Raw genomic sequence first — 19,350 nt, 5'->3', positions numbered from 1 at the left:
CAGAGAGGCATCCGAGAGATGAAACTGGGCTTTCGCGACGGCGTCCTCAACGACGAGAAAAGGTCGAACTGGGACGCAGCCGGCCCTAGACCCATCCGTTGGTCCCTCTGGTATCCCGCTGCCGATGACGCGCGGGAAAGCGATGTACCGGAAAGAAGCTGGTTCCAGAGGGCGGCCGTCGCCCGCGATGCGCCCATCCGGCCGGAGGCCGGGCCCTATCCCCTCGTGCTGTTGTCGCATGGTACCGGCGGATCCGCGGCAGGGCTGGAGTGGCTGGCGCGACGCCTGGTCGATCGCGGGTTTGCAGCACTCGGCGTCAGTCATCACGGCAATACCGGCATCGAGCCCTATCGCGCTGAAGGCTTTGCCTGCCTTTGGGAGCGGGCGCCTGACCTAAGCTACATGCTCGACCACCGCGATGCATGGCTCAGCGATCTCTCAGACCATATTGATGCGAACAGTGTCTTCGCAGCGGGATTTTCGGCCGGGGCCTATAGCGTGATGCTGCTTCTTGGGGCTGTTGCCCAGTTCTCGCAGTTCGAACCATCGAGGATGAAGCCTGGTGGCGCGCGCGGACCAAGGGAATTTCCCGACCTTGCAGACCATATCCCGGCATTGCTGCGCACCAGCGATGTGTTTCGCGATTCATGGTCCCGGATGTCGAAGTCCTATCGAGACGACAGAATTAAGGCCGCGCTCGTTTGCGCGCCGGGTCGGTCCGTTCTCGGTTTCAGCGAGGAAAGCCTGAAAGCTGTCGATGCGCCTGCCCTCATCCTGGTCGGTAATGCCGACAGGGCGGCCCCGGCCGAAGAATGTTCATCATGGCTACATGCGCGGCTCCGGCGCAGCGCCCTTAAAATCTTCGGCGGCGGCCTTGGACATTATGTCTTCGTGCCAGAGGGCACGGCGCTCGGCCTTGCCTTTGCGGCAGAACTCTTTACCGATCCCCCGGGCATCGAGCGCGCGGCTATTCATGAAGAGATTGCCGATCTGTCGGCAGCGCTGTTTCAAGACAGCGACATCAGCGCGATGGCCTGAGCAAAACAAAAGCCCCGTCTCCGGGGCTTTTGTTATCTCAATCCATCGATAATCCGATCAGTCGACATCCTCGACGACCGCGTCGGCGGCGCCGCTGATGCGGTGGGCAAGCGCTGCTTCCATGAACTCGTTCAGGTCGCCGTCGAGAACGTCTTCCGGCGCGCTGCTGGCGACACCAGTGCGCAGGTCCTTGACCAGCTGGTAGGGCTGCAGCACGTAGGAGCGGATCTGATGACCCCAGCCGATCTCCGTCTTAGAAGCGGCTTCGGCGCTGGCAGCGTCCTCGCGCTTCTTCAGTTCCGCTTCGTACATGCGGGCGCGCAGCATGTCCCAGGCCTTGGCACGGTTCTTGTGCTGCGAACGCTCCTGCTGGCACTGCACGACGATACCGGTCGGAATATGCGTAATACGCACGGCCGAGTCGGTGGTGTTGACGTGCTGGCCGCCGGCGCCCGACGAACGGTAGGTATCGATGCGGCAGTCGCTTTCGTTGATCTCGATCTGGATCGAGTCGTCGACAACCGGATAGACCCAGATCGACGAAAAGGAGGTGTGGCGACGCGCATTGCTGTCGTAGGGCGAGATGCGCACCAGGCGGTGCACGCCCGACTCCGTTTTCAGCCAGCCATAGGCATTGTGGCCCTTGACGAGCAGGGTCGCGGACTTGATGCCAGCCTCTTCGCCGTCATGAACTTCGAGAAGCTCGACCTTGAAACGCTGGCGTTCAGCCCAGCGGGTGTACATGCGCAGAAGCATGTTCGCCCAGTCCTGGCTTTCGGTGCCGCCGGCGCCGGAATGGACTTCGAGATAAGTGTCGTTGCCATCGGCTTCGCCGGAGAGCATGGCTTCCACCTGGCGGCGTGCAGCCTCGGCCTTCAAGGCCTTCAGCGTGTCCTCGGCTTCCTTGACGACGCTCTGGTCGCCCTCTTCCTCGCCAAGCTCGATCAGCTCGATATTGTCGTTCAGCTGCTGTTCGAGCTGCTTGACACCGTTAATGCCGTCATCCAGCTGCTGGCGCTCGCGCATCAGCTTCTGCGCTTCGGAAGCGTCGTTCCAGAGGTTCGGATCCTCTGCCTTGTTGTTCAACCAGTCCAGCCGTCTTATCGCCTGGTCCCAGTCAAAGATGCCTCCTCAGCAGGGTGATAGCCTGCTTGGTTTCATCGACCACGTTTTCGATTTCCGCTCGCATTTTCCTGCTTCTCTGTCGGTCTTATTCAGGTGCTGGTGACATAGAGACGCCCGCCGCGGATGTAAAGGGCCGCGGCGGGCGTGCAAAATTCAGGCCTCGGTCAGAACAGGCCGGGCGTGCCGGTCTGGACGGCCTGGTTCGCCTGCGGCGAGGTCTTCAGGATCTCTTCCGGCGCCATGGTGCTGTCCATGCCGATCACGGAGAAGCTGTCGGCCGGGCCGGTGCCGGGCTTGAAGGCCTCGACGATGGTGTTCGGATCGCCGTCGCCAGCCGCCATGCCGGTTTTGCGGTCGATCGAAATCAGGTTCATGCCTGATGGAATGACGAACTTCGATTCCGGCGTGTCCTTGACGGCAGCCTGCATGAATTCGTTGAAGATCGGGGCGGACAAGACGCCACCGGTGCCGCCGCGGCCGAGCGGGGCCGGCGTATCGAAGCCCATATAGAGGCCTGCAACCAGATCCGGCGTGAAGCCGACGAACCAGGCATCCTTCTCGTCGTTGGTGGTGCCGGTCTTTCCGGCGACGTCGCGACCGCCGAGATCAATCTTGCCGGCAGCGGTGCCGCGCTGGATGACGCCCTGCATCATCGAGGTGATCTGGTAGGCGGTCATCGGGTCGAGAACGGTTTCCCGATTGTCGACGACATTCGGCTCTTCCTGGTTCTGCCAGTCGCCGGCATTGCAGCCCTCGCACACACGCTCCTCATGTTTGAAGATCGTCTTGCCGTAGCGGTCCTGGATGCGGTCGATCAATGTCGGCTTGATCTGCTTGCCGCCATTGGCGATGACCGAATAGGCCGAGACCATGCGCAGCACAGTCGTGTCGCCGGCGCCGAGCGACATGGAAAGAACCGGCAGCATGTGATCGTAGATGCCGAAGCGCTCGGCATATTCGGCGACGATGTTCATGCCGAGATCGTTGGCGAGGCGCACCGTCATCAGATTGCGCGAATGCTCGATGCCCGAACGCAGCGTCGACGGGCCGCCGGATTCGCCGCCGTAGTTTTCCGGCCTCCAGACCTGGCCACCCGAGACGATTTCGATCGGCGCATCCATGATGACGGAGGCCGGCGTATAACCATTGTCCATTGCCGCGGCGTAGACGAAGGGCTTGAACGAGGAGCCTGGCTGGCGCATCGCCTGGGTGGCGCGGTTGAATTCGGACTGGGCGTAGGAGAAACCGCCGACCATGGCGAGCACGCGGCCGGTCTTCGGGTCCATCGCGACCAGTCCACCCTGGACTTTCGGCGGCTGCTGCAGGCGGTAGGAAGTCGACGCGTCGTCGCCGAGCTTTGCGACATAAACGACGTCACCGGGCGCTACGGCTCCGACCGGCGATTTCGTGGTCTTGCGGGCGCCGTCGGCCGAACGGAAGGCCCATTGCATGTTCTTGGCGTCGATGGTGCCGCGTTGACGGTCGGCCGCAACCTTGCCGCTTCCATCCTTGGCCGGCTGCAGGCCGATGTCGACGGTCGAGTCGGACACGGCGAGCACGACCGCGAGCCGCCATTCCGGAACGTCGGACAGGGTGGGAATATCGGCAAGAGCCTTGCCCCAGTCACCGCTTGCATCGATCTGCTTGATCGGGCCATGGAAACCGCGGCGCTCATCATAGGTGACCAGACCGTCCTGCAGGGCCTTGCGGGCAGCAAGCTGCATCTGGGGGTCGAGCGACGTGCGCACCGAAAGGCCGCCCTCATAGAGGACCTTTTCGCCGTATTGGTCGATCAGCTGACGACGTACTGCTTCGGCGAAATAATCCGAAGCGAAGAGCGAGGGGCCGGTGGTGCGGGCGGTGACGCCGAGCGGCTGCTTCTTGGCTTCCTCGCCGTCGCTCTGGCTGACATAGCCGTTCTCAACCATACGGTCGATCACCCAGTTGCGGCGCTCGAGTGCAGCCTCGGGATGGCGGAACGGATGATAATTGGCAGGCCCCTTCGGCAGCGATGCCAGATAGGCGGCTTCGGCGACGGTCAGTTCGGTGACAGATTTGTTGAAATAGGTGAGTGCTGCGCCGGCGATGCCATAGGAATTCAGACCGAAGAAGATCTCGTTCAGGTAGAGTTCGAGGATCTTGTCCTTGCTGTAGGCCTGCTCGATACGGAAGGAAAGGATCGCTTCCTTGATCTTGCGGTCGATGGTCTGGTCCGAGCTCAGAAGGAAATTCTTGGCCACCTGCTGGGTGATTGTGGAGGCACCGACCGGGCGGCGGCCGGAACCGAAATTCTGCAGGTTAACGAGAATTGCGCGGCCGAGGCCGGTGAGATCAACGCCCGGATGATTGTAGAAATTCTTGTCTTCGGCCGACAGGAAAGCGGCCTTCACGCGGTCGGGAATGGCCTGGATCGGCAGGAAGAGACGCTTTTCCTTGGCGTATTCGGCCATTAGAGCGCCGTTTCCGGCATGGACGCGGGTCGTCACCGGCGGCGCATAGCTGTTCAGAACGGCATAGTCCGGAAGATCCTTCGCGACATTGGCGAGATAGATGGCAATACCCGCCGCCGCGACCAGAAACAGGACGCAGGCCATTCCGAAGAAATATCCAAAAAGTCTAACCATATTTCAGCTACCGGTCTTTTCGATCTTCAATCGGCGCAGCCGCAACGATTGTACAGATCAAGGCAATTTGCACGTTGCGCGGCTTACTCCATGAGCGTTACCGCCACAAGCCGATTCCGCGCTCAAGGCTTACGAAACATAAGCCGGAGTAACGGCGCGAATGTGAGCAAAATAGGGCTGTCTGCGCCGCATTCACCGCTGCCGCCGCGTTTCATTAGAACTGTCACATCCAAGCAACGCCTGTCGCCGCCGCCAATCTGAGGTATCTTCCTCAGAATTTGATTCATGCAGCGCACTTAAATCTTTGTTTTTATGAATCTTTGTTTTTATGCGGGCGGCCGCGCCGCAACCGCTGCAGATTTTTAGGCGGTGACCGTCAGCCGCCATTCGCCATGACGGCGGCGCGGTATCGCTTGACTGCGTCGGTCAAGAGACCGGCAATCCTCCCGCGCCAGGCCTCGTCGAGCAGCAGTTTCTCGTCCTCGGCATTCGAAAGGAACCCAATCTCGAGAAGGATCGATGGCACGTCAGGAGCCTGCAGTACGCGGAAGCCGGCATGACGGTGCGGATTGTTGATAGTGCCGACCTGATCCTTGAAAGAATTCAGCACGCTCTCGGCCAGGGAGATCGAGAAGGCCTGCGTTTCGCGCCGTGTCAGATCGAGCAGGATGTCGGCAACCTCCGGCGGCTCGGCAACCGTCTCCTTCCCGGCGATCTGGTCGGAGAGGTTTTCCCGTTCGGCAAGGTCGGCGGCGAGCTTGTCGGATGCCTTGTCGGAGATCGTGTAGACGGTGGCGCCGCGGATATCCTTCTGCTTCAGCGTGTCAGCATGCAGCGAAATGAAAAGGCCGGCGTGGTTCTGGCGGGCGATCAGCACACGCTGCGAAAGCGACAGGAACTCGTCATCCTCACGCGTCAGGAAAGCCTTGATGCCCGGCTCCTTGTTCAGCCGGTCGGTCAAAGCCTTGGCGAAGGCAAGCGTCACCTGCTTTTCCTCGGTCTTGGTGTCGACGCCGATCGCGCCGGTGTCGATGCCGCCATGGCCTGCATCGACGGCGATGACGAAATCGCCGGGAGCAGCTTTTTCCGGTGCCGGAATGGCGCTGGTCGTCTGAGCCGCCTCACCTCGATCGCTCCAGGATTGCGTCTTCACTAGTTCGGCAAAGGCCCGCTTGTCGATCATCTCGGCATCGAGCACGAGGCGATGACCCTTGCCGGCCTCGTCGGCCTGCACTTTGGCAAGCGCCAGCTTCACCGGCCCTGCCGTCGTCAGCACGATACGGGCGCTCTCCTCGTCCATCTTGCCGTAGCGGATATCCTTGAACAGGCCGCGGGCGGCAAGATCCTTCGCCGGAAAACCGAAGGCGGTCGCCGGAAGGTCGACGACGATGCGTTCCGGATTGGCGATATAGTGGACCGAGAAGCGCGGCTCGCGATCGAAATCGATGACGATGCGCGTCCTTGCATCGTCGCCGACGATGCGCGCGCCATAGGCAAGCAGCGGATCCCCGGCCTCGACGGAGCTGGCAGCGACCGGCAGGAGACTAGCAGCCAAAAGCGCCGCCAGAACCCGCCTTGCGATTGTCGATCGCCGCGCTGCGGATTTCGCCGCGATCCGAGCCCTCTTAAACAATAAACCGCCACACCCTATTTGTATTGCGATGGACCCGACGCAGCTGCGGCCAGCGTCCCTGTGACGAAACACCCGCTGTGGCCTGCCGAATCGCGATCACTTTATCCCCAGTTTCTATGCGTTGCGAAATCCATCAATATTATGGCACATTTGGCTTTTCCCTTGCTATTGTGACACAGAAAACATACAACGAATTTCAGGGTAAAGTGTTGACGGGATAGAGTCGCCGCAAAGGCTGCCAGCCAGATCAGGACCTGGCGCCACACCGGTCATCGTCCGCCGTCTCATGCGCTTAATCCCTAGAACTGGATCCTGATTTTCCGGCTCATTGTCGGAATTCATTGGTGGATCAGCCACCACGCTCTCAGGGAGCAAACTCATCGGACCCGAACGGGTCTTCGTATTTGTCGATCACGCTTGGTTGTTGATGGTTTCGCAGCAGGTTTTATCTGAAGTGTACAGGCCCCGGACCGAAATGGTTCCGGTTGCGGTCTGGCTGCTGCCCTCCCCCTCGCATCAGGCGCGACTTTCATTATCCGGCGCGGCCACTGCGGACCGCATTCTTTCTGTCTCAACAGCAGTCGGGAATGCGCTCTCGCGGCCACGCCGAGGAGCACAGCTTACATGGCAGACAAAATGCTTATCGATGCGTCTCACGAGGAAGAGACGCGCGTCGTTGTCGTTCGCGGGAACCGCATAGAAGAATTTGACTTCGAGTCCCAGCACAAGAAGCAGATCCGCGGCAACATCTATCTTGCAAAGGTAACGAGGGTCGAGCCCTCGCTGCAAGCCGCCTTCGTCGACTACGGCGGCAACCGGCACGGCTTCCTGGCCTTCGCCGAAATCCATCCCGACTATTATCAGATACCGCTTGCCGACCGTCAGGCATTGCTTCGGGCCGAAGCCGAGGAGCATCGCCGCGACGAGGACGTCGAGCATGTCGAAACCGCACCGATGGTCGATCTTTCCAAGCAGGATCAGCCAGATGTCGGCATCGTGCCGGCAGAGGCGCCGGAAACGGCTGCCGTAACGGAAGCGACGGCAGCGGTAGAAGCCGCAGCATCTCCCGCGGCCGCCGAGGAAGCGCCGGCGAAGAAGGCAAGGCCGCGTCGCAGCCGCAAGAAGGCCGTAGAAACGACCGCGACCGAAGACGCTGTTCCCACAGACGTTGAAGCCGAAGGCGCGTCGAGCGTCGACAACGAGGATGACGGCTCGACCGGCGGCGCGATGGCCGCGATGGTGGAAACCGACTCGATCTCCGAGGACGTCGATACCAGCAAGCGTCGCCACGATGATGACGACGATGATGACGATCACGGCGAAGAGGAAGTCATCGAATCCGTCGGCGCCGAAGACGCCATGGAAGAAGTGCCGGACCGCGTGCAGCGCAAGCCGCGTAAGCAGTACCGCATCCAGGAAGTCATCAAGCGCCGCCAGATCCTGCTCGTGCAGGTCGCCAAGGAAGAGCGCGGCAACAAGGGTGCAGCCCTTACCACCTATCTCTCGCTCGCCGGCCGCTATTCCGTCCTGATGCCGAACACGGCGCGCGGCGGCGGCATTTCCCGGAAGATCACCAATCCTGCCGACCGCAAGCGCCTGAAGGAAATCGCGCGCCTGCTCGAGGTGCCGCAGGGCATGGGCGTCATCCTTCGCACCGCCGGTGCCAACCGCACCAAGGTCGAGGTCAAGCGTGACTTCGAATATCTGATGCGCCTGTGGGAAAATGTGCGCACGCTGACGCTGGCGTCCACCGCTCCCTGCCTCGTCTATGAGGAAGGCTCGCTGATCAAGCGCTCGATCCGCGACCTCTACAATAAGGATATCAGCGAAGTCATCGTTTCCGGTGAAGAAGGCTATCGTGAAGCGAAAGACTTCATGAAGATGCTGATGCCGAGCCATGCCAAGGTGGTTCAGCCTTACCGCGACATCCACCCGATCTTCTCGCGCTCCGGCATCGAAGCTCAGCTCGATCGCATGTTGCAGCCGCAGGTGACGCTGAAGTCCGGCGGCTACCTGATCATGAACCAGACCGAAGCGCTGGTCTCGATCGACGTCAACTCCGGCCGCTCGACCCGCGAACATTCGATCGAAGACACCGCGCTGCAGACGAATCTCGAGGCTGCAGACGAAGTCGCCCGCCAGCTTCGCCTTCGCGACCTTGCCGGCCTGATCGTCATCGACTTCATCGACATGGAAGAGAAGCGCAACAACCGCGCTGTCGAGAAGAAGCTGAAGGAATGCCTGAAGAACGACCGCGCCCGCATCCAGGTCGGCCGGATCTCGCATTTCGGCCTGCTCGAAATGTCGCGACAGCGCATCCGCGCGTCGGTTCTCGAATCGACCACGCAGGTCTGCTCGCATTGCGGCGGCACCGGGCATGTGCGCTCGCAGTCCTCCGTCGCCCTGCATGTCCTGCGCGGTATCGAAGAATATCTGCTGAAGAACACCACGCACAACATCACCGTGCGCACCACGCCTGACATTGCGCTCTATCTGCTCAACCACAAGCGCCAGACGATCATCGATTACGAAAGCCGTTTCGGCGTCGCTATCGTCATCGATGCGGACGGTTCGGTCGGAGCACAGCATTTCGCGATCGATCGCGGCGAGCCGGTGGAAAACCCGGTCAAGATCGAAACGCTCTTCAACTTCGCAGCCATTCCCGAGGATGACGACGACGACATCGTCATCGAAGTGGATGAGGAGGAAGACGAGGAACTCGAGGAAAAGCCGGCCGTTGCCGAACGGCCCGTCGCAGCACGCTCGGAAGGCGAAGCTGACGGCAACCGCAAGCGCAAGCGCCGCAGGCGCCGCCGTGGCCGCAACGGCAATGCCGAGCAGCCGGCATCGGCAGCAGGCGAAGCCGGCGACGAGGATGAGGACGGTGACGACGAGGGCAGCGAAGGTGATGAAACCACCGAAGCTACGCCCGAGACACGCGCTGAAAGCGAAGAATCGCAGCGCCGCAAGCGGCGCCGTCGCGGCAAGCGTGGCGGCCGTCGCAATCGCGCCGAAGATGGCTCCGAACTGACAGCCGGCGAAGCCGGTGAAGACAATGGCGGCGACGAGGACGAAGGCGACGGCGCTCCGAGCGAAGCCGTAGCGGTCGAGGCGATTGCCGAGCCGGCCGACGAAGGCCAGGCCGCGATGGCAGCCGTCGAGAGCGCAACCGTCATAACCGAAGATGTGAAGCCCGCCCGCAGCCGCGGCCGCCGCAAACCGGCCGCAGCGCCGGTCGAGGAACCGGTTGCCGAGACTTCACCTGTGGCCGAGGCCGAACCGGAATTGGTTGAAGCCTCCGCCGATCTCGAAACATCCGTTCAGGAAGAGGCAAAGCCGGTTCGCGCCAACCGCGAATCCAACATTTCCTCCTCCGAGCCGACGGTGAAATCCACCCGCGTCGAGAATGGCGAAGGCGATGACGGCAAGCCGAAGAAAGCCGGCTGGTGGCAGCGCCGTGGCTTCTTTTGAACGCTGATTTTCGGACGTAAACACTGAAATCCGGCCGCGGCGACGCGGCCGGATTTTCGTTTATGGCGATGACATCGTCGCCGAGCTTGGACCGCCGTGACATGGATGTGTATCTCTTATGATGATTGCACTTGGGGCGCGATCATGCGGACGAATATCGATATCGATGATGCCTTGCTCGACGCGGCAATGACCGCCACGGGGATTGGCGACAAAAAAGGCCACCGCCGACCGGGCCTTGCGAAGTCTCGTTGAGAGGCACCGCCGGAAAATGCGATCGCAGATCTCGCAGGGATAGATTGGGAACGCGACCTCGGCGCGATACGTCGCGACCGGCCGGAGACGATCTGTGATCGTCGTCGACAGGGCCCGATGGTCGAGCGTCGCGGCCTCGGGACCGCCTCAGCGCACTTGCGATCAGGCCGCCGGCGGATAGAGCAGGTCGACGATGTAGCTGGCGTCGAAGCGGGAATCGAGCATGCCGTAGGTGGAGCGCCAGCCGCCGGCAAGACGCGTCTCGATGAAGGCATCGGCAATGCGCCCAGCGCCCAGCCGATAGAGTTCGGCGGCACCGGCGGCGAGCGCCAGCTGCTCGACGAGCAGGCGGGCGGCGCCCTCATCCTGTTCACAGAGCGCGATTGCGGCGCGCAGCACGTCGATCGTCTTCTTGCCGGCAGGGCCGAGATCGCGGGCTAGGCCGGCGAAGACCGTTTCGAACAGATCCTTGCCGCGGTTGAGCACGCGCAGCACGTCGAGCGCCATGACGTTGCCGGAGCCTTCCCAGATGGCGTTGACGGGAGCCTCGCGGTAATGGCGGGCGATCGGGCGTTCTTCGATGTAGCCGTTGCCGCCAATACACTCCATCGCCTCGTAGATCAGCGCAGGCGCGATCTTGCAGCACCAGTATTTGGCGACCGGCGTCATGACACGGGCATAGGCCGCTTCCTCGGCATTGCCGCGCGCCTTGTCGAAGGCGTCGGCTAGACGGAAGGACAGTGCCGTCGCGGCGGCGACGTCGAGCGCCATGTCGGCGAGCACCCTCGTCATGATCGGCTGGTTGACGAGCATCTTGCCGAAGACGCTGCGGCCGCGGGTGTGGTGCACGGCTTCGGCGAGCGAGGCGCGCATGATGCCTGACGAGGCCAGCGCGCAGTCGAGCCGGGTGAGCGTCACCATATCGAGGATCGTGCGGATGCCGGCATCCGGACCACCGAGCAGGAAACCGAACGTGTCAGTAAACTCGACCTCGGAAGAGGCGTTGGAGCGGTTGCCGACCTTGTCCTTCAGCCGCTGGAACTGCAGCCCATTGGCGGAACCATCCTCCAGAAGACGCGGCACGAGAAAGCAGCCCATGCCCTCCTTCGTCTGCGCCAGCATGATGAAGGCATCGCTCATCGGCGCCGACATGAACCATTTGTGCCCGGACAGCCGGTAGATGCCCTCGCTGACCTTTTCGGCAGCACTCCTGTTGGCGCGCACATCCGTGCCGCCCTGCTTTTCCGTCATGCCCATGCCGATGGTCACGGCGGATTTCTGCATGGCGGGCTTGTTCGACGAATCATATTTGCGCGAGAGAATTTTGGGCGCCCAGTCCTTCTGGACCGCGGGCGAGGCCGAGAGTGCCGCAACGGAGGCGCTCGTCATCGTCAGCGGGCAGAGATGGCCGGATTCCAGCTGCGACGTCAGATAAAACCGCGCGGCGCGAACCTTATGGGCCTCGTCCTTGGCATCGGTATCGGCCTGGGGATCCCAGACGGAGGAATGCAGGCCGACCGACATGGAGCGGCGCATCAGCGCATGCCAGGCGGGGTGAAACTCGACGACGTCGACGCGCTCACCGCGCGGACCGTGGGTGCGCAGCTGCGGCGCGCCCTGGTTCGCCATGCGCGCCATCTCCTGCGCCTCCGGCGAGGTGACGTAGCGGCCCATGTTTTCCAGGTCTTCGCGGATGCCGCGTGGCAGGGCCGCCGTCAGGTCGACGATCAGCGGATCGGACCGATAGGCGTTGATGCCGGACCACAGGCTCGGCTGGTTCAGTTCTGCGAGTTTGTCGTCAGTCCGGTTGGCGGAGGTCATAATTCGCTTCTAGTGTAAGAACCCGGCAAAGGGAAACCGGAAGTTATGATTCGGTTCATTCTGCTCTATCGGAATTCGGGCGAAAATGCATGGGGACATAAGCCTTTGCCCACAGCACATGCTTGCCCCGGCGGGCGGCACTCTTTATAGACCCGCCAGAGACAGCAAGAGGCAGGGTCATGGTCTTTTTCCCCCACCGCCACCTCATCGGCATCAAGGGCCTCACCGAGCAGGATATCACCTATCTTCTCGACAAGGCGGACGAGGCCGTCAAGATCAGCCGCCAGAGAGAAAAGAAAACGTCGACGCTGCGCGGGCTGACGCAGATCAACCTCTTCTTCGAGGCATCGACCCGCACGCAGGCCTCCTTCGAGCTTGCCGGCAAACGGCTCGGCGCCGACGTCATGAACATGTCGGTCGGCAATTCCTCGGTGAAGAAAGGCGAAACGCTGATCGACACGGCGATGACGTTGAATGCGATGCGCCCCGATGTGCTGGTGATCCGCCATTCAAGCGCCGGTGCGGCCGCCCTTCTCGCCCAGAAGGTCTCCTGCTCGGTCGTCAATGCCGGTGATGGGCAGCATGAACATCCGACCCAGGCGCTGCTCGACGCGCTGACGATCCGCCGCGCCAAGGGCAAGCTGTCGCGCATCATCGTGGCGATCTGCGGCGACGTGCTGCATTCGCGGGTGGCGCGCTCCAATATCCTTCTGCTCAACGCGATGGGCGCCCGCGTGCGTGTCGTCGCGCCTGCGACCCTCCTGCCCGCCGGCATCGCCGAGATGGGCGTCGAGGTCTTTCATTCGATGCAGGAAGGGCTGAAGGACGCCGACGTCGTAATGATGCTGCGGCTGCAGCGCGAGCGCATGTCCGGTGCCTTCGTGCCTTCGGTGCGCGAATACTATCACTTCTACGGGCTCGACGCCGAAACGCTGAAAGCGGCGAAGGACGACGCGCTGGTCATGCATCCCGGCCCGATGAACCGCGGCGTCGAAATCGCTTCGGAAGTGGCGGACGGGCCGCAGAGCGTGATCGCCGAACAGGTGGAGATGGGGGTCGCGGTGCGCATGGCCGTCATGGAGACGCTGCTCGTCTCGCAGAACCAGGGTCCCCGAAGCGATGGAATGATGGCATGAGCAACCCGATCGTCCTCAAGAACGTCCGCATCATCGATCCGTCGCGCAATCTCGACGAAGTCGGGACGATCATTGCCGAAAACGGCGTGATCATTGCCGCCGGCGGCAAGGCGCAGAACCAGGGTGCGCCTGATGGAGCCGTCATCCGCGACTGCACGGGCCTTGTCGCCACGCCCGGGCTCGTCGACGCGCGCGTCCATGTCGGCGAACCCGGCGGCGAGCACCGCGAAACGATCGCCTCGGCGAGCCGGGCGGCGGCGGCCGGCGGCGTCACCTCGATCATCATGATGCCGGACACCGATCCTGTTATCGACGACATTGCGCTCGTCGAATTCGTCAAGAAGACGGCGCGGGATACGGCCGCCGTCAACGTCTATCCGGCGGCCGCCATTACCAAGGGCCTTGCTGGCGAGGAGATGACGGAGATCGGCCTCTTGATGCAGGCAGGCGCCGTCGCCTTTACCGATGCCCATTCCAGCGTCCACGACACGCAGGTGCTGCGCCGGATCATGACCTATGCGCGCGAATTCGGCGCCGTCATCTCCTGCGAAACGCGCGACAAATATCTCGGCGCCAACGGCGTCATGCATGAGGGGCTTTTCGCCAGTTGGCTCGGGCTCTCCGGCATTCCAAGGGAAGCCGAGCTCATCCCGCTCGAACGCGATCTCAGGATCGCGCAGCTGACGCGCGGCCGTTATCACGCCGCAATGATCTCGGTGCCAGAATCGGTCGAGGCGATCGAACGCGCCCGCAGTCGTGGCGCCAAGGTGACCTGCGGCATCTCGATCAACAATCTGGCGCTCAACGAAAACGACATCGGCGAATACCGCACCTTCTTCAAGCTCTATCCGCCGCTGCGCCCGGAAGATGACCGGGTGGCCATGGCCGACGCCCTTGCGAGCGGCGCGATCGATATCATCGTCTCCTCGCACGACCCGCAGGATGTCGATACGAAGCGCCTGCCCTTTGGCGAGGCGGAGGACGGCGCGATCGGCCTCGAAACCATGTTGGCGGCAGCCCTCAGGCTTCACCATGGCGGCCAGGTGAGCCTGATGCGCCTGATCGACGCCATGTCCACCCGCCCCGCGCAAATCTTCGGCCTGGCGGCCGGCACGTTGAAGCCGGGCGCTGCGGCCGATATCGCGCTGATCGATCTCGATGAGCCTTGGCTTGTCGCCAAAGACATGCTTCTCTCCCGCTCAAAGAATACGCCGTTCGAGGATGCGCGTTTCAGCGGGCGGGCGGTCGCGACGTACGTCTCGGGAAAGCTTGTCCACGCACTCTAGAGCAATTCCTGATTTCTCTGAGTGACGGAAATGCTCTATCTTTTTGTTTTTACGCAATTCGGCACGCAAAACCGCTGCGCAGTTTTGCTGGAATTGCTCTAGAATTGGATGATTTTGGGCCTGGTCGGCCTAAAATCTGAATCCTGTTCTAAATTAAATAGTTAGAGCATGATGTCGTCCGAATACCGCTCACAGTTTTCGGCATCATGCTCTAGGATCGACACCATCGCCGTCCATCCCCCAGCGGGAGAAGGTTGACTCGAGGATAGGCCACGGAGGGGCTGAGGGGGCATATGTTATCCAATCTCATGTCATGGCAGATCACGCTGCCGATCGCGCTTGCCGCCGCCGTTATCGGCTATCTCTTCGGGTCGATACCCTTCGGCCTGATCCTCACGCGTGCCGCCGGCCTCGGCGACGTGCGCAGCATCGGCTCCGGCAATATCGGCGCAACCAATGTGCTCAGAACAGGAAACCGGACGCTCGCCGCGGCGACGCTGCTGCTCGACGCGCTGAAGGCATCGGCCGCAGCCTGGATCGTCGGCTATTTCCTCGGTGAGGAGGCAGCGATCATCGCCGGCTTCTTCGCCTTCATCGGCCATCTCTTCCCGGTCTGGATCGGCTTCAAGGGCGGCAAGGGTGTCGCCACCTATATCGGTACCCTGCTCGGCGTCGCGCCGATCATGGTCGTGCTCTTCGCCGCCGTCTGGCTAGCGGTCGCTTTCACCACCCGCTACTCCTCACTGTCAGCGTTGGTTGCCATGCTTGTCATTCCGGTTGCACTGTGGATACTGGGCAACGAAAAGGTTGCGGCAGTGATGGCGATCATGACCCTCATCTCCTACTGGAAGCACAAGGCGAATATTTCGCGCCTGATGAGCGGGACGGAAAGCAAGATCGGGGCAAAGGGATAATGGATGCGCTGAGCGCCGGACCAAAAGGCGTTGTTCTGACCGAACGGCAAAGAATTGCCTGGTTGCGCCTCATCCGTTCCGACAATATCGGCCCTGCCACCTTTCGCGACCTCATCAATCATTTCGGTTCGGCCGAGGCAGCACTTGCCGCACTGCCGGAGCTATCGGCGCGTGGCGGCGCCACGCGGGCAATCCGCATCGCCAGCGAGGCCGAGGCACATCGGGAACTCGAGGCGGCGCGTCGCTTCGGCGCCCGCTTCGTCGGCATCGGCGAGCCGGACTACCCGCAAGCTCTGAAGCAGATCGACGGCGCGCCGCCGCTTCTGGCCGTCAAGGGCGCGCTTGCCGCCGCCAAGCGACCGGCCGTCGGCATCGTCGGCTCGCGCAACGCCTCGATCGCCGGTGCGAAATTCGCGGCGATGGTGGCACGCGACTGCGGCCGGGCTGGATATACCGTGGTCTCCGGCCTGGCGCGCGGCATCGATACATCAGCCCACCGGGCGAGCCTCGACACAGGCACGATCGCGGCGCTCGCCGGTGGCCTCGACCAGCCCTACCCGCCGGAGAATGTCGGCCTACTCGAAGAGATAACCGACGGCAACGGCCTGGCGGTGAGCGAGATGCCCTTCGGCTGGGAGCCCCGCGCCCGCGACTTTCCGCGCCGCAACCGGCTCATCGCCGGCATCGGGCTCGGCCTCGTCGTCATCGAAGCGGCATCGCGTTCGGGCTCGCTGATCACGGCACGGCTTGCCGGCGAGTTCGGCCGTCTGGTGTTTGCCGTGCCCGGCTCACCGCTCGATCCGCGTTGCCATGGCACCAACGGCCTGCTGAAGGACGGTGCTTCGATCGTCACCGCACCCGCCGATGTCATTGAGGCCCTGGCGCCGCTTGCGCAATTCGACCTGTTCCCGTCATCGATGGCGGAAGAGCCTGCGCGTGACGGCAAGTCGATATCGGTGCCACCCGGCGATTCCGATCGAAACCGCATCATCGATGCGCTCGGGCCGACGCCGGTCGAGATCGACGACGTCATCCGCCATACGGGCCTGTCGGCATCCGCGGTCTATCTGATCCTTCTGGAGCTTGATATTGCCGGCAGGCTGCACCGGCAGCAGGGCGGCCTCGTCTCGCTTTCCGATTGAACCTTGCGCGACATCAGGCGGCGGCTACGCGAATTGCCGAACCCTGTATCGAAAAACCTTTGATAACCTATCTAAAATTGTATTTTCCCGATAATCTCCCCTCGGCTGCAACAGATGCAAGAGGTAAAATTGTAGCAAACCCCTTGACCGCGGCGATTTCCCTGTCCATGTCGGAGGGCCGATATCCAAGTTGCGGTATGTGTTGCGCTGGTTTCAACGCTGGCGTCGCTTCCTTTTTAGAGAATCATCATGAATGTTGTAGTGGTGGAATCGCCTGCCAAGGCCAAGACGATCAATAAGTATCTGGGTCCGGGATACAAAGTGCTCGCCTCCTTCGGTCATGTGCGCGATCTGCCTGCCAAGGATGGCTCAGTCCTCCCCGATCAGGATTTCGAAATGCTTTGGGAGGTCGACAGCGCCTCCGCCAAGCGGATGAAGGACATTGCCGACGCGGTGAAATCCGCCGATGGCCTGTTTCTCGCAACCGACCCGGATCGCGAAGGCGAAGCGATTTCCTGGCACGTTCTCGACATGCTGAACAAGAAGCGCGTGCTGAACGGCAAGCCGGTCAAGCGCGTCGTCTTCAATGCGATCACCAAGAAGGCGGTGCTCGACGCGATGGCCGATCCGCGCGACATCGACGTGCCGCTGGTCGACGCCTATCTCGCGCGCCGCGCGCTCGATTATCTCGTCGGCTTCAATCTTTCGCCAGTGCTCTGGCGCAAGCTGCCCGGTGCGCGGTCGGCCGGCCGCGTTCAGTCTGTGGCGCTTCGCCTGGTCTGCGACCGCGAATCCGAGATCGAGCGCTTCATTTCCGAGGAGTACTGGAACATCTCGGCGCTTCTGAAGACGCCGCGCGGCGACGAGTTCGAGGCAAGGCTGGTTTCGGCGAACGGTAAACGGCTGCAGCCGCGCGCAATCGGCAACGGCGAAGATGCCGGCCGGCTGAAGGCCTTGCTCGAAGGTGCGAGCTATGTCGTCGACACGGTCGAGGCGAAGCCGGTCAAGCGCAACCCCGGACCGCCGTTTACGACCTCGACGCTGCAGCAGGCCGCCTCCTCCAATCTCGGCTTCTCCGCCTCGCGCACCATGCAGATTGCCCAGAGGCTCTATGAGGGCGTCGATATCGGCGGCGAGACGGTCGGTCTCATCACCTACATGCGAACCGACGGCGTTCAGATGGCACCCGAGGCGATCGATGCGGCGCGCAGCGCCATCGTTGACCAGTTCGGCGAACGCTATATGCCGGAAAAGCCGCGCTTCTACTCGACCAAGGCGAAAAACGCCCAGGAGGCGCACGAGGCGATCCGTCCGACCGATTTCTATCGTTCGCCCGACCGTGTGCGCAAATTCCTCGATGCCGACCAGATCCGGCTCTACGAGCTGATCTGGAAGCGCGGTATCGCCAGCCAGATGGCGTCTGCCGAGATCGAGCGCACGACGGCTGAAATCACCGCCGACAACAAGGGTGAGAAGGCCGGGCTTCGCGCCGTCGGCTCCGTGATCCGCTTCGATGGCTTCATCGCCGCCTATACCGACCAGAAGGAGGATGGCGAGCAGAGCGACGACGGCGACGAGGATGGCCGCCTGCCGGAGATCATTGCGCGCGAAACGCTCGCCAAGCAGAAGATCAATTCGACCCAGCATTTCACCGAGCCGCCGCCGCGTTATTCGGAAGCCTCGCTCATCAAGAAGATGGAAGAGCTCGGCATCGGCCGCCCCTCCACCTATGCTGCGACCCTCGCGACGCTGCGCGACCGCGACTATGTGACCATCGACAAACGCAAGCTGATCCCGCAGGCCAAGGGCCGGCTGGTGACGGCTTTCCTCGAAAGCTTCTTCACCAAATATGTCGAATACGACTTCACCGCCGACCTCGAGGAAAAGCTCGACCGGATTTCGGCCGGCGAGCTGAACTGGAAGCAGGTGCTGCGCGATTTCTGGAAGGATTTCTTCGCCCAGATCGAGGACACCAAGGAACTGCGCGTCACCAACGTGCTCGATTCTCTGAACGAGGCGCTGGCACCACTCGTCTTCCCGAAACGGGAGGACGGCAGCGATCCCAGAATCTGTCAGGTCTGCGGCACCGGCAACCTGTCGCTGAAACTCGGCAAATACGGCGCCTTCGTCGGCTGCTCGAACTATCCGGAATGCAACTACACCCGTCAGCTCTCCTCCGAAAACGGCGGAGAAGCGGACGGCGCAGCACTTAACGAGCCGAAGAACCTCGGCACCGATCCGACCACCGGCGAGGAGCTGACGCTGCGTTCCGGCCGCTTCGGCCCCTATATCCAGCGCGGCGACGGCAAGGAAGCCAAACGCGCTTCGCTGCCGAAGGGTTGGAAGCCCGAAGACATCGATTATGAAAAGGCGATGGCGCTGATCTCGCTGCCGCGCGATATCGGCAAACATCCAGAATCCGGCAAGATGATCTCGTCCGGCATCGGCCGCTATGGGCCGTTCCTCCTCCATGACGGTTCCTACGCCAATCTCGAAACCGTCGAGGACGTGTTCTCGGTCGGCCTCAACCGCGCCGTGACTGTTATCGCCGAAAAGGCGAAACAGGCCCCGGGCCGGGGCGCGCGCGGCACGCCGGCGGCACTGAAGACGCTCGGCGATCATCCTGATGGCGGCGCCATCACCGTTCGCGACGGCAAGTACGGCCCCTATGTCAACTGGGGCAAGGTCAACGCCACACTGCCGAAGGGCAAGGACCCCCAGGCGATCACCGTCGAGGAGGCGCTTGCGCTGATCGCCGAAAAGGCCGGCAAGGCACCTGTGGGCAAGGCGGCCAAGGCGAAAGCCAAGTCGAAGGCGGCAGCCGCCGACGCCAAGGCCACCAAGACGGCCGCCAAGCCGAAGGCAACGAAGGCGAAAGCGCCCGCGAAATCGAAAAAGAGCTGAC

At 62.2% G+C, this 19,350-nt stretch carries 12 protein-coding genes; 8 read left to right on the top strand and 4 right to left on the bottom strand.

Going from position 1 to position 19,350, the window contains the following annotated elements:
* Positions 1-18: 18 nt before the first annotated feature.
* Positions 19-1,038 carry an alpha/beta hydrolase family protein gene (locus ACD590_RS07325; RefSeq protein ID WP_439002368.1) on the top strand — a complete coding sequence of 340 codons (1,020 nt, stop codon included), beginning with the start codon at positions 19-21 and terminating at the stop codon, positions 1,036-1,038.
* Between the two features lie 57 nt (positions 1,039-1,095).
* Here ACD590_RS07325 and prfB read toward each other — a convergent pair.
* From prfB to ACD590_RS07310, 3 genes are all read right to left on the bottom strand, one after another.
* A protein-coding gene (gene prfB / locus ACD590_RS07320; protein ID WP_439002367.1) for a peptide chain release factor 2 occupies positions 1,096-2,227 on the bottom strand; the annotation gives its coding sequence in 2 pieces (ribosomal slippage) (positions 1,096-2,157 and positions 2,159-2,227; 1,131 coding nt in all).
* A 100-nt stretch (positions 2,228-2,327) separates the two neighbouring features.
* Positions 2,328-4,787 carry a penicillin-binding protein 1A gene (locus ACD590_RS07315; protein ID WP_018241626.1) on the bottom strand — a complete coding sequence of 820 codons (2,460 nt, stop codon included), beginning with the start codon at positions 4,785-4,787 and terminating at the stop codon, positions 2,328-2,330.
* Positions 4,788-5,163: 376 nt separating this feature from the next.
* Entirely contained in the window at positions 5,164-6,420 is a 1,257-nt protein-coding gene (locus tag ACD590_RS07310) for an N-acetylmuramoyl-L-alanine amidase (protein WP_439002366.1), read from the bottom strand.
* 624 nt (positions 6,421-7,044) lie between these two features.
* Between ACD590_RS07310 and ACD590_RS07305 the strand changes: the two genes are divergently transcribed.
* Together ACD590_RS07305 and ACD590_RS07300 are read left to right on the top strand one after the other, a co-directional pair.
* The gene (locus ACD590_RS07305; protein WP_439002365.1) at positions 7,045-9,891 is read left to right on the top strand and encodes an Rne/Rng family ribonuclease; all 2,847 of its coding nucleotides are present in this window, start codon (positions 7,045-7,047) and stop codon (positions 9,889-9,891) included.
* A 144-nt stretch (positions 9,892-10,035) separates the two neighbouring features.
* Positions 10,036-10,146 (top strand): type II toxin-antitoxin system VapB family antitoxin, encoded by a 111-nt coding sequence (locus ACD590_RS07300; RefSeq protein WP_018447561.1) that lies wholly within the window; start codon positions 10,036-10,038, stop codon positions 10,144-10,146.
* Positions 10,147-10,308: 162 nt separating this feature from the next.
* Here ACD590_RS07300 and ACD590_RS07295 read toward each other — a convergent pair whose 3' ends face one another.
* Positions 10,309-11,967: an acyl-CoA dehydrogenase family protein gene (locus ACD590_RS07295; protein ID WP_018241623.1), complete on the bottom strand. Its 1,659-nt coding sequence runs from the start codon at positions 11,965-11,967 to the stop codon at positions 10,309-10,311.
* A gap of 179 nt (positions 11,968-12,146) precedes the next feature.
* Between ACD590_RS07295 and ACD590_RS07290 the strand changes: the two genes are divergently transcribed.
* The 5 genes from ACD590_RS07290 (at position 12,147) to topA (ending at position 19,349) form a co-directional block, all read left to right on the top strand.
* On the top strand, positions 12,147-13,103 hold the full coding sequence (locus ACD590_RS07290) for an aspartate carbamoyltransferase catalytic subunit (protein WP_018241622.1): 957 nt from the start codon (positions 12,147-12,149) through the stop codon (positions 13,101-13,103).
* A complete protein-coding gene (locus ACD590_RS07285) occupies positions 13,100-14,389 on the top strand; it encodes a dihydroorotase (protein ID WP_439002364.1) in 1,290 nt (429 codons plus the stop codon). Before ACD590_RS07290 ends, ACD590_RS07285 begins: the two co-directional genes overlap by 4 nt.
* Positions 14,390-14,682: 293 nt before the next feature.
* Entirely contained in the window at positions 14,683-15,303 is a 621-nt protein-coding gene (gene plsY / locus ACD590_RS07280; RefSeq protein ID WP_018241620.1) for a glycerol-3-phosphate 1-O-acyltransferase PlsY, read from the top strand.
* A complete protein-coding gene (gene dprA / locus ACD590_RS07275) occupies positions 15,303-16,445 on the top strand; it encodes a DNA-processing protein DprA (RefSeq protein ID WP_018447560.1) in 1,143 nt (380 codons plus the stop codon). The genes plsY and dprA overlap by 1 nt, the downstream gene beginning before the upstream one ends.
* Before the next feature lie 249 nt (positions 16,446-16,694).
* Positions 16,695-19,349 carry a type I DNA topoisomerase gene (topA, locus tag ACD590_RS07270; RefSeq protein ID WP_439002363.1) on the top strand — a complete coding sequence of 885 codons (2,655 nt, stop codon included), beginning with the start codon at positions 16,695-16,697 and terminating at the stop codon, positions 19,347-19,349.
* Position 19,350 lies beyond the last annotated feature (1 nt).

This window comes from Rhizobium sp. 862_C5_N1_2, from assembly GCF_051811205.1.
Lineage (GTDB): Bacteria > Pseudomonadota > Alphaproteobacteria > Rhizobiales > Rhizobiaceae > Rhizobium > Rhizobium leguminosarum.
The sequence above is the reverse complement of the archived record's forward strand: the minus strand, read 5'-3'. Positions and strand labels throughout refer to the sequence as shown.

Excerpts from the sequence above, each read along its gene's own strand:
- ACD590_RS07325 (WP_439002368.1), top strand. The coding sequence starts at position 19 with ATGAAACTGGGCTTTCGCGACGGCGTCCTCAACGACGAGAAAAGGTCG.
- ACD590_RS07315 (WP_018241626.1), bottom strand. The coding sequence starts at position 4,787 with ATGGTTAGACTTTTTGGATATTTCTTCGGAATGGCCTGCGTCCTGTTT.
- ACD590_RS07305 (WP_439002365.1), top strand. The coding sequence starts at position 7,045 with ATGGCAGACAAAATGCTTATCGATGCGTCTCACGAGGAAGAGACGCGC.
- ACD590_RS07300 (WP_018447561.1), top strand. The coding sequence starts at position 10,036 with ATGCGGACGAATATCGATATCGATGATGCCTTGCTCGACGCGGCAATG.
- ACD590_RS07295 (WP_018241623.1), bottom strand. The coding sequence starts at position 11,967 with ATGACCTCCGCCAACCGGACTGACGACAAACTCGCAGAACTGAACCAG.
- ACD590_RS07290 (WP_018241622.1), top strand. The coding sequence starts at position 12,147 with ATGGTCTTTTTCCCCCACCGCCACCTCATCGGCATCAAGGGCCTCACC.
- ACD590_RS07285 (WP_439002364.1), top strand. The coding sequence starts at position 13,100 with ATGAGCAACCCGATCGTCCTCAAGAACGTCCGCATCATCGATCCGTCG.
- plsY (WP_018241620.1), top strand. The coding sequence starts at position 14,683 with ATGTTATCCAATCTCATGTCATGGCAGATCACGCTGCCGATCGCGCTT.
- dprA (WP_018447560.1), top strand. The coding sequence starts at position 15,303 with ATGGATGCGCTGAGCGCCGGACCAAAAGGCGTTGTTCTGACCGAACGG.
- topA (WP_439002363.1), top strand. The coding sequence starts at position 16,695 with ATGAATGTTGTAGTGGTGGAATCGCCTGCCAAGGCCAAGACGATCAAT.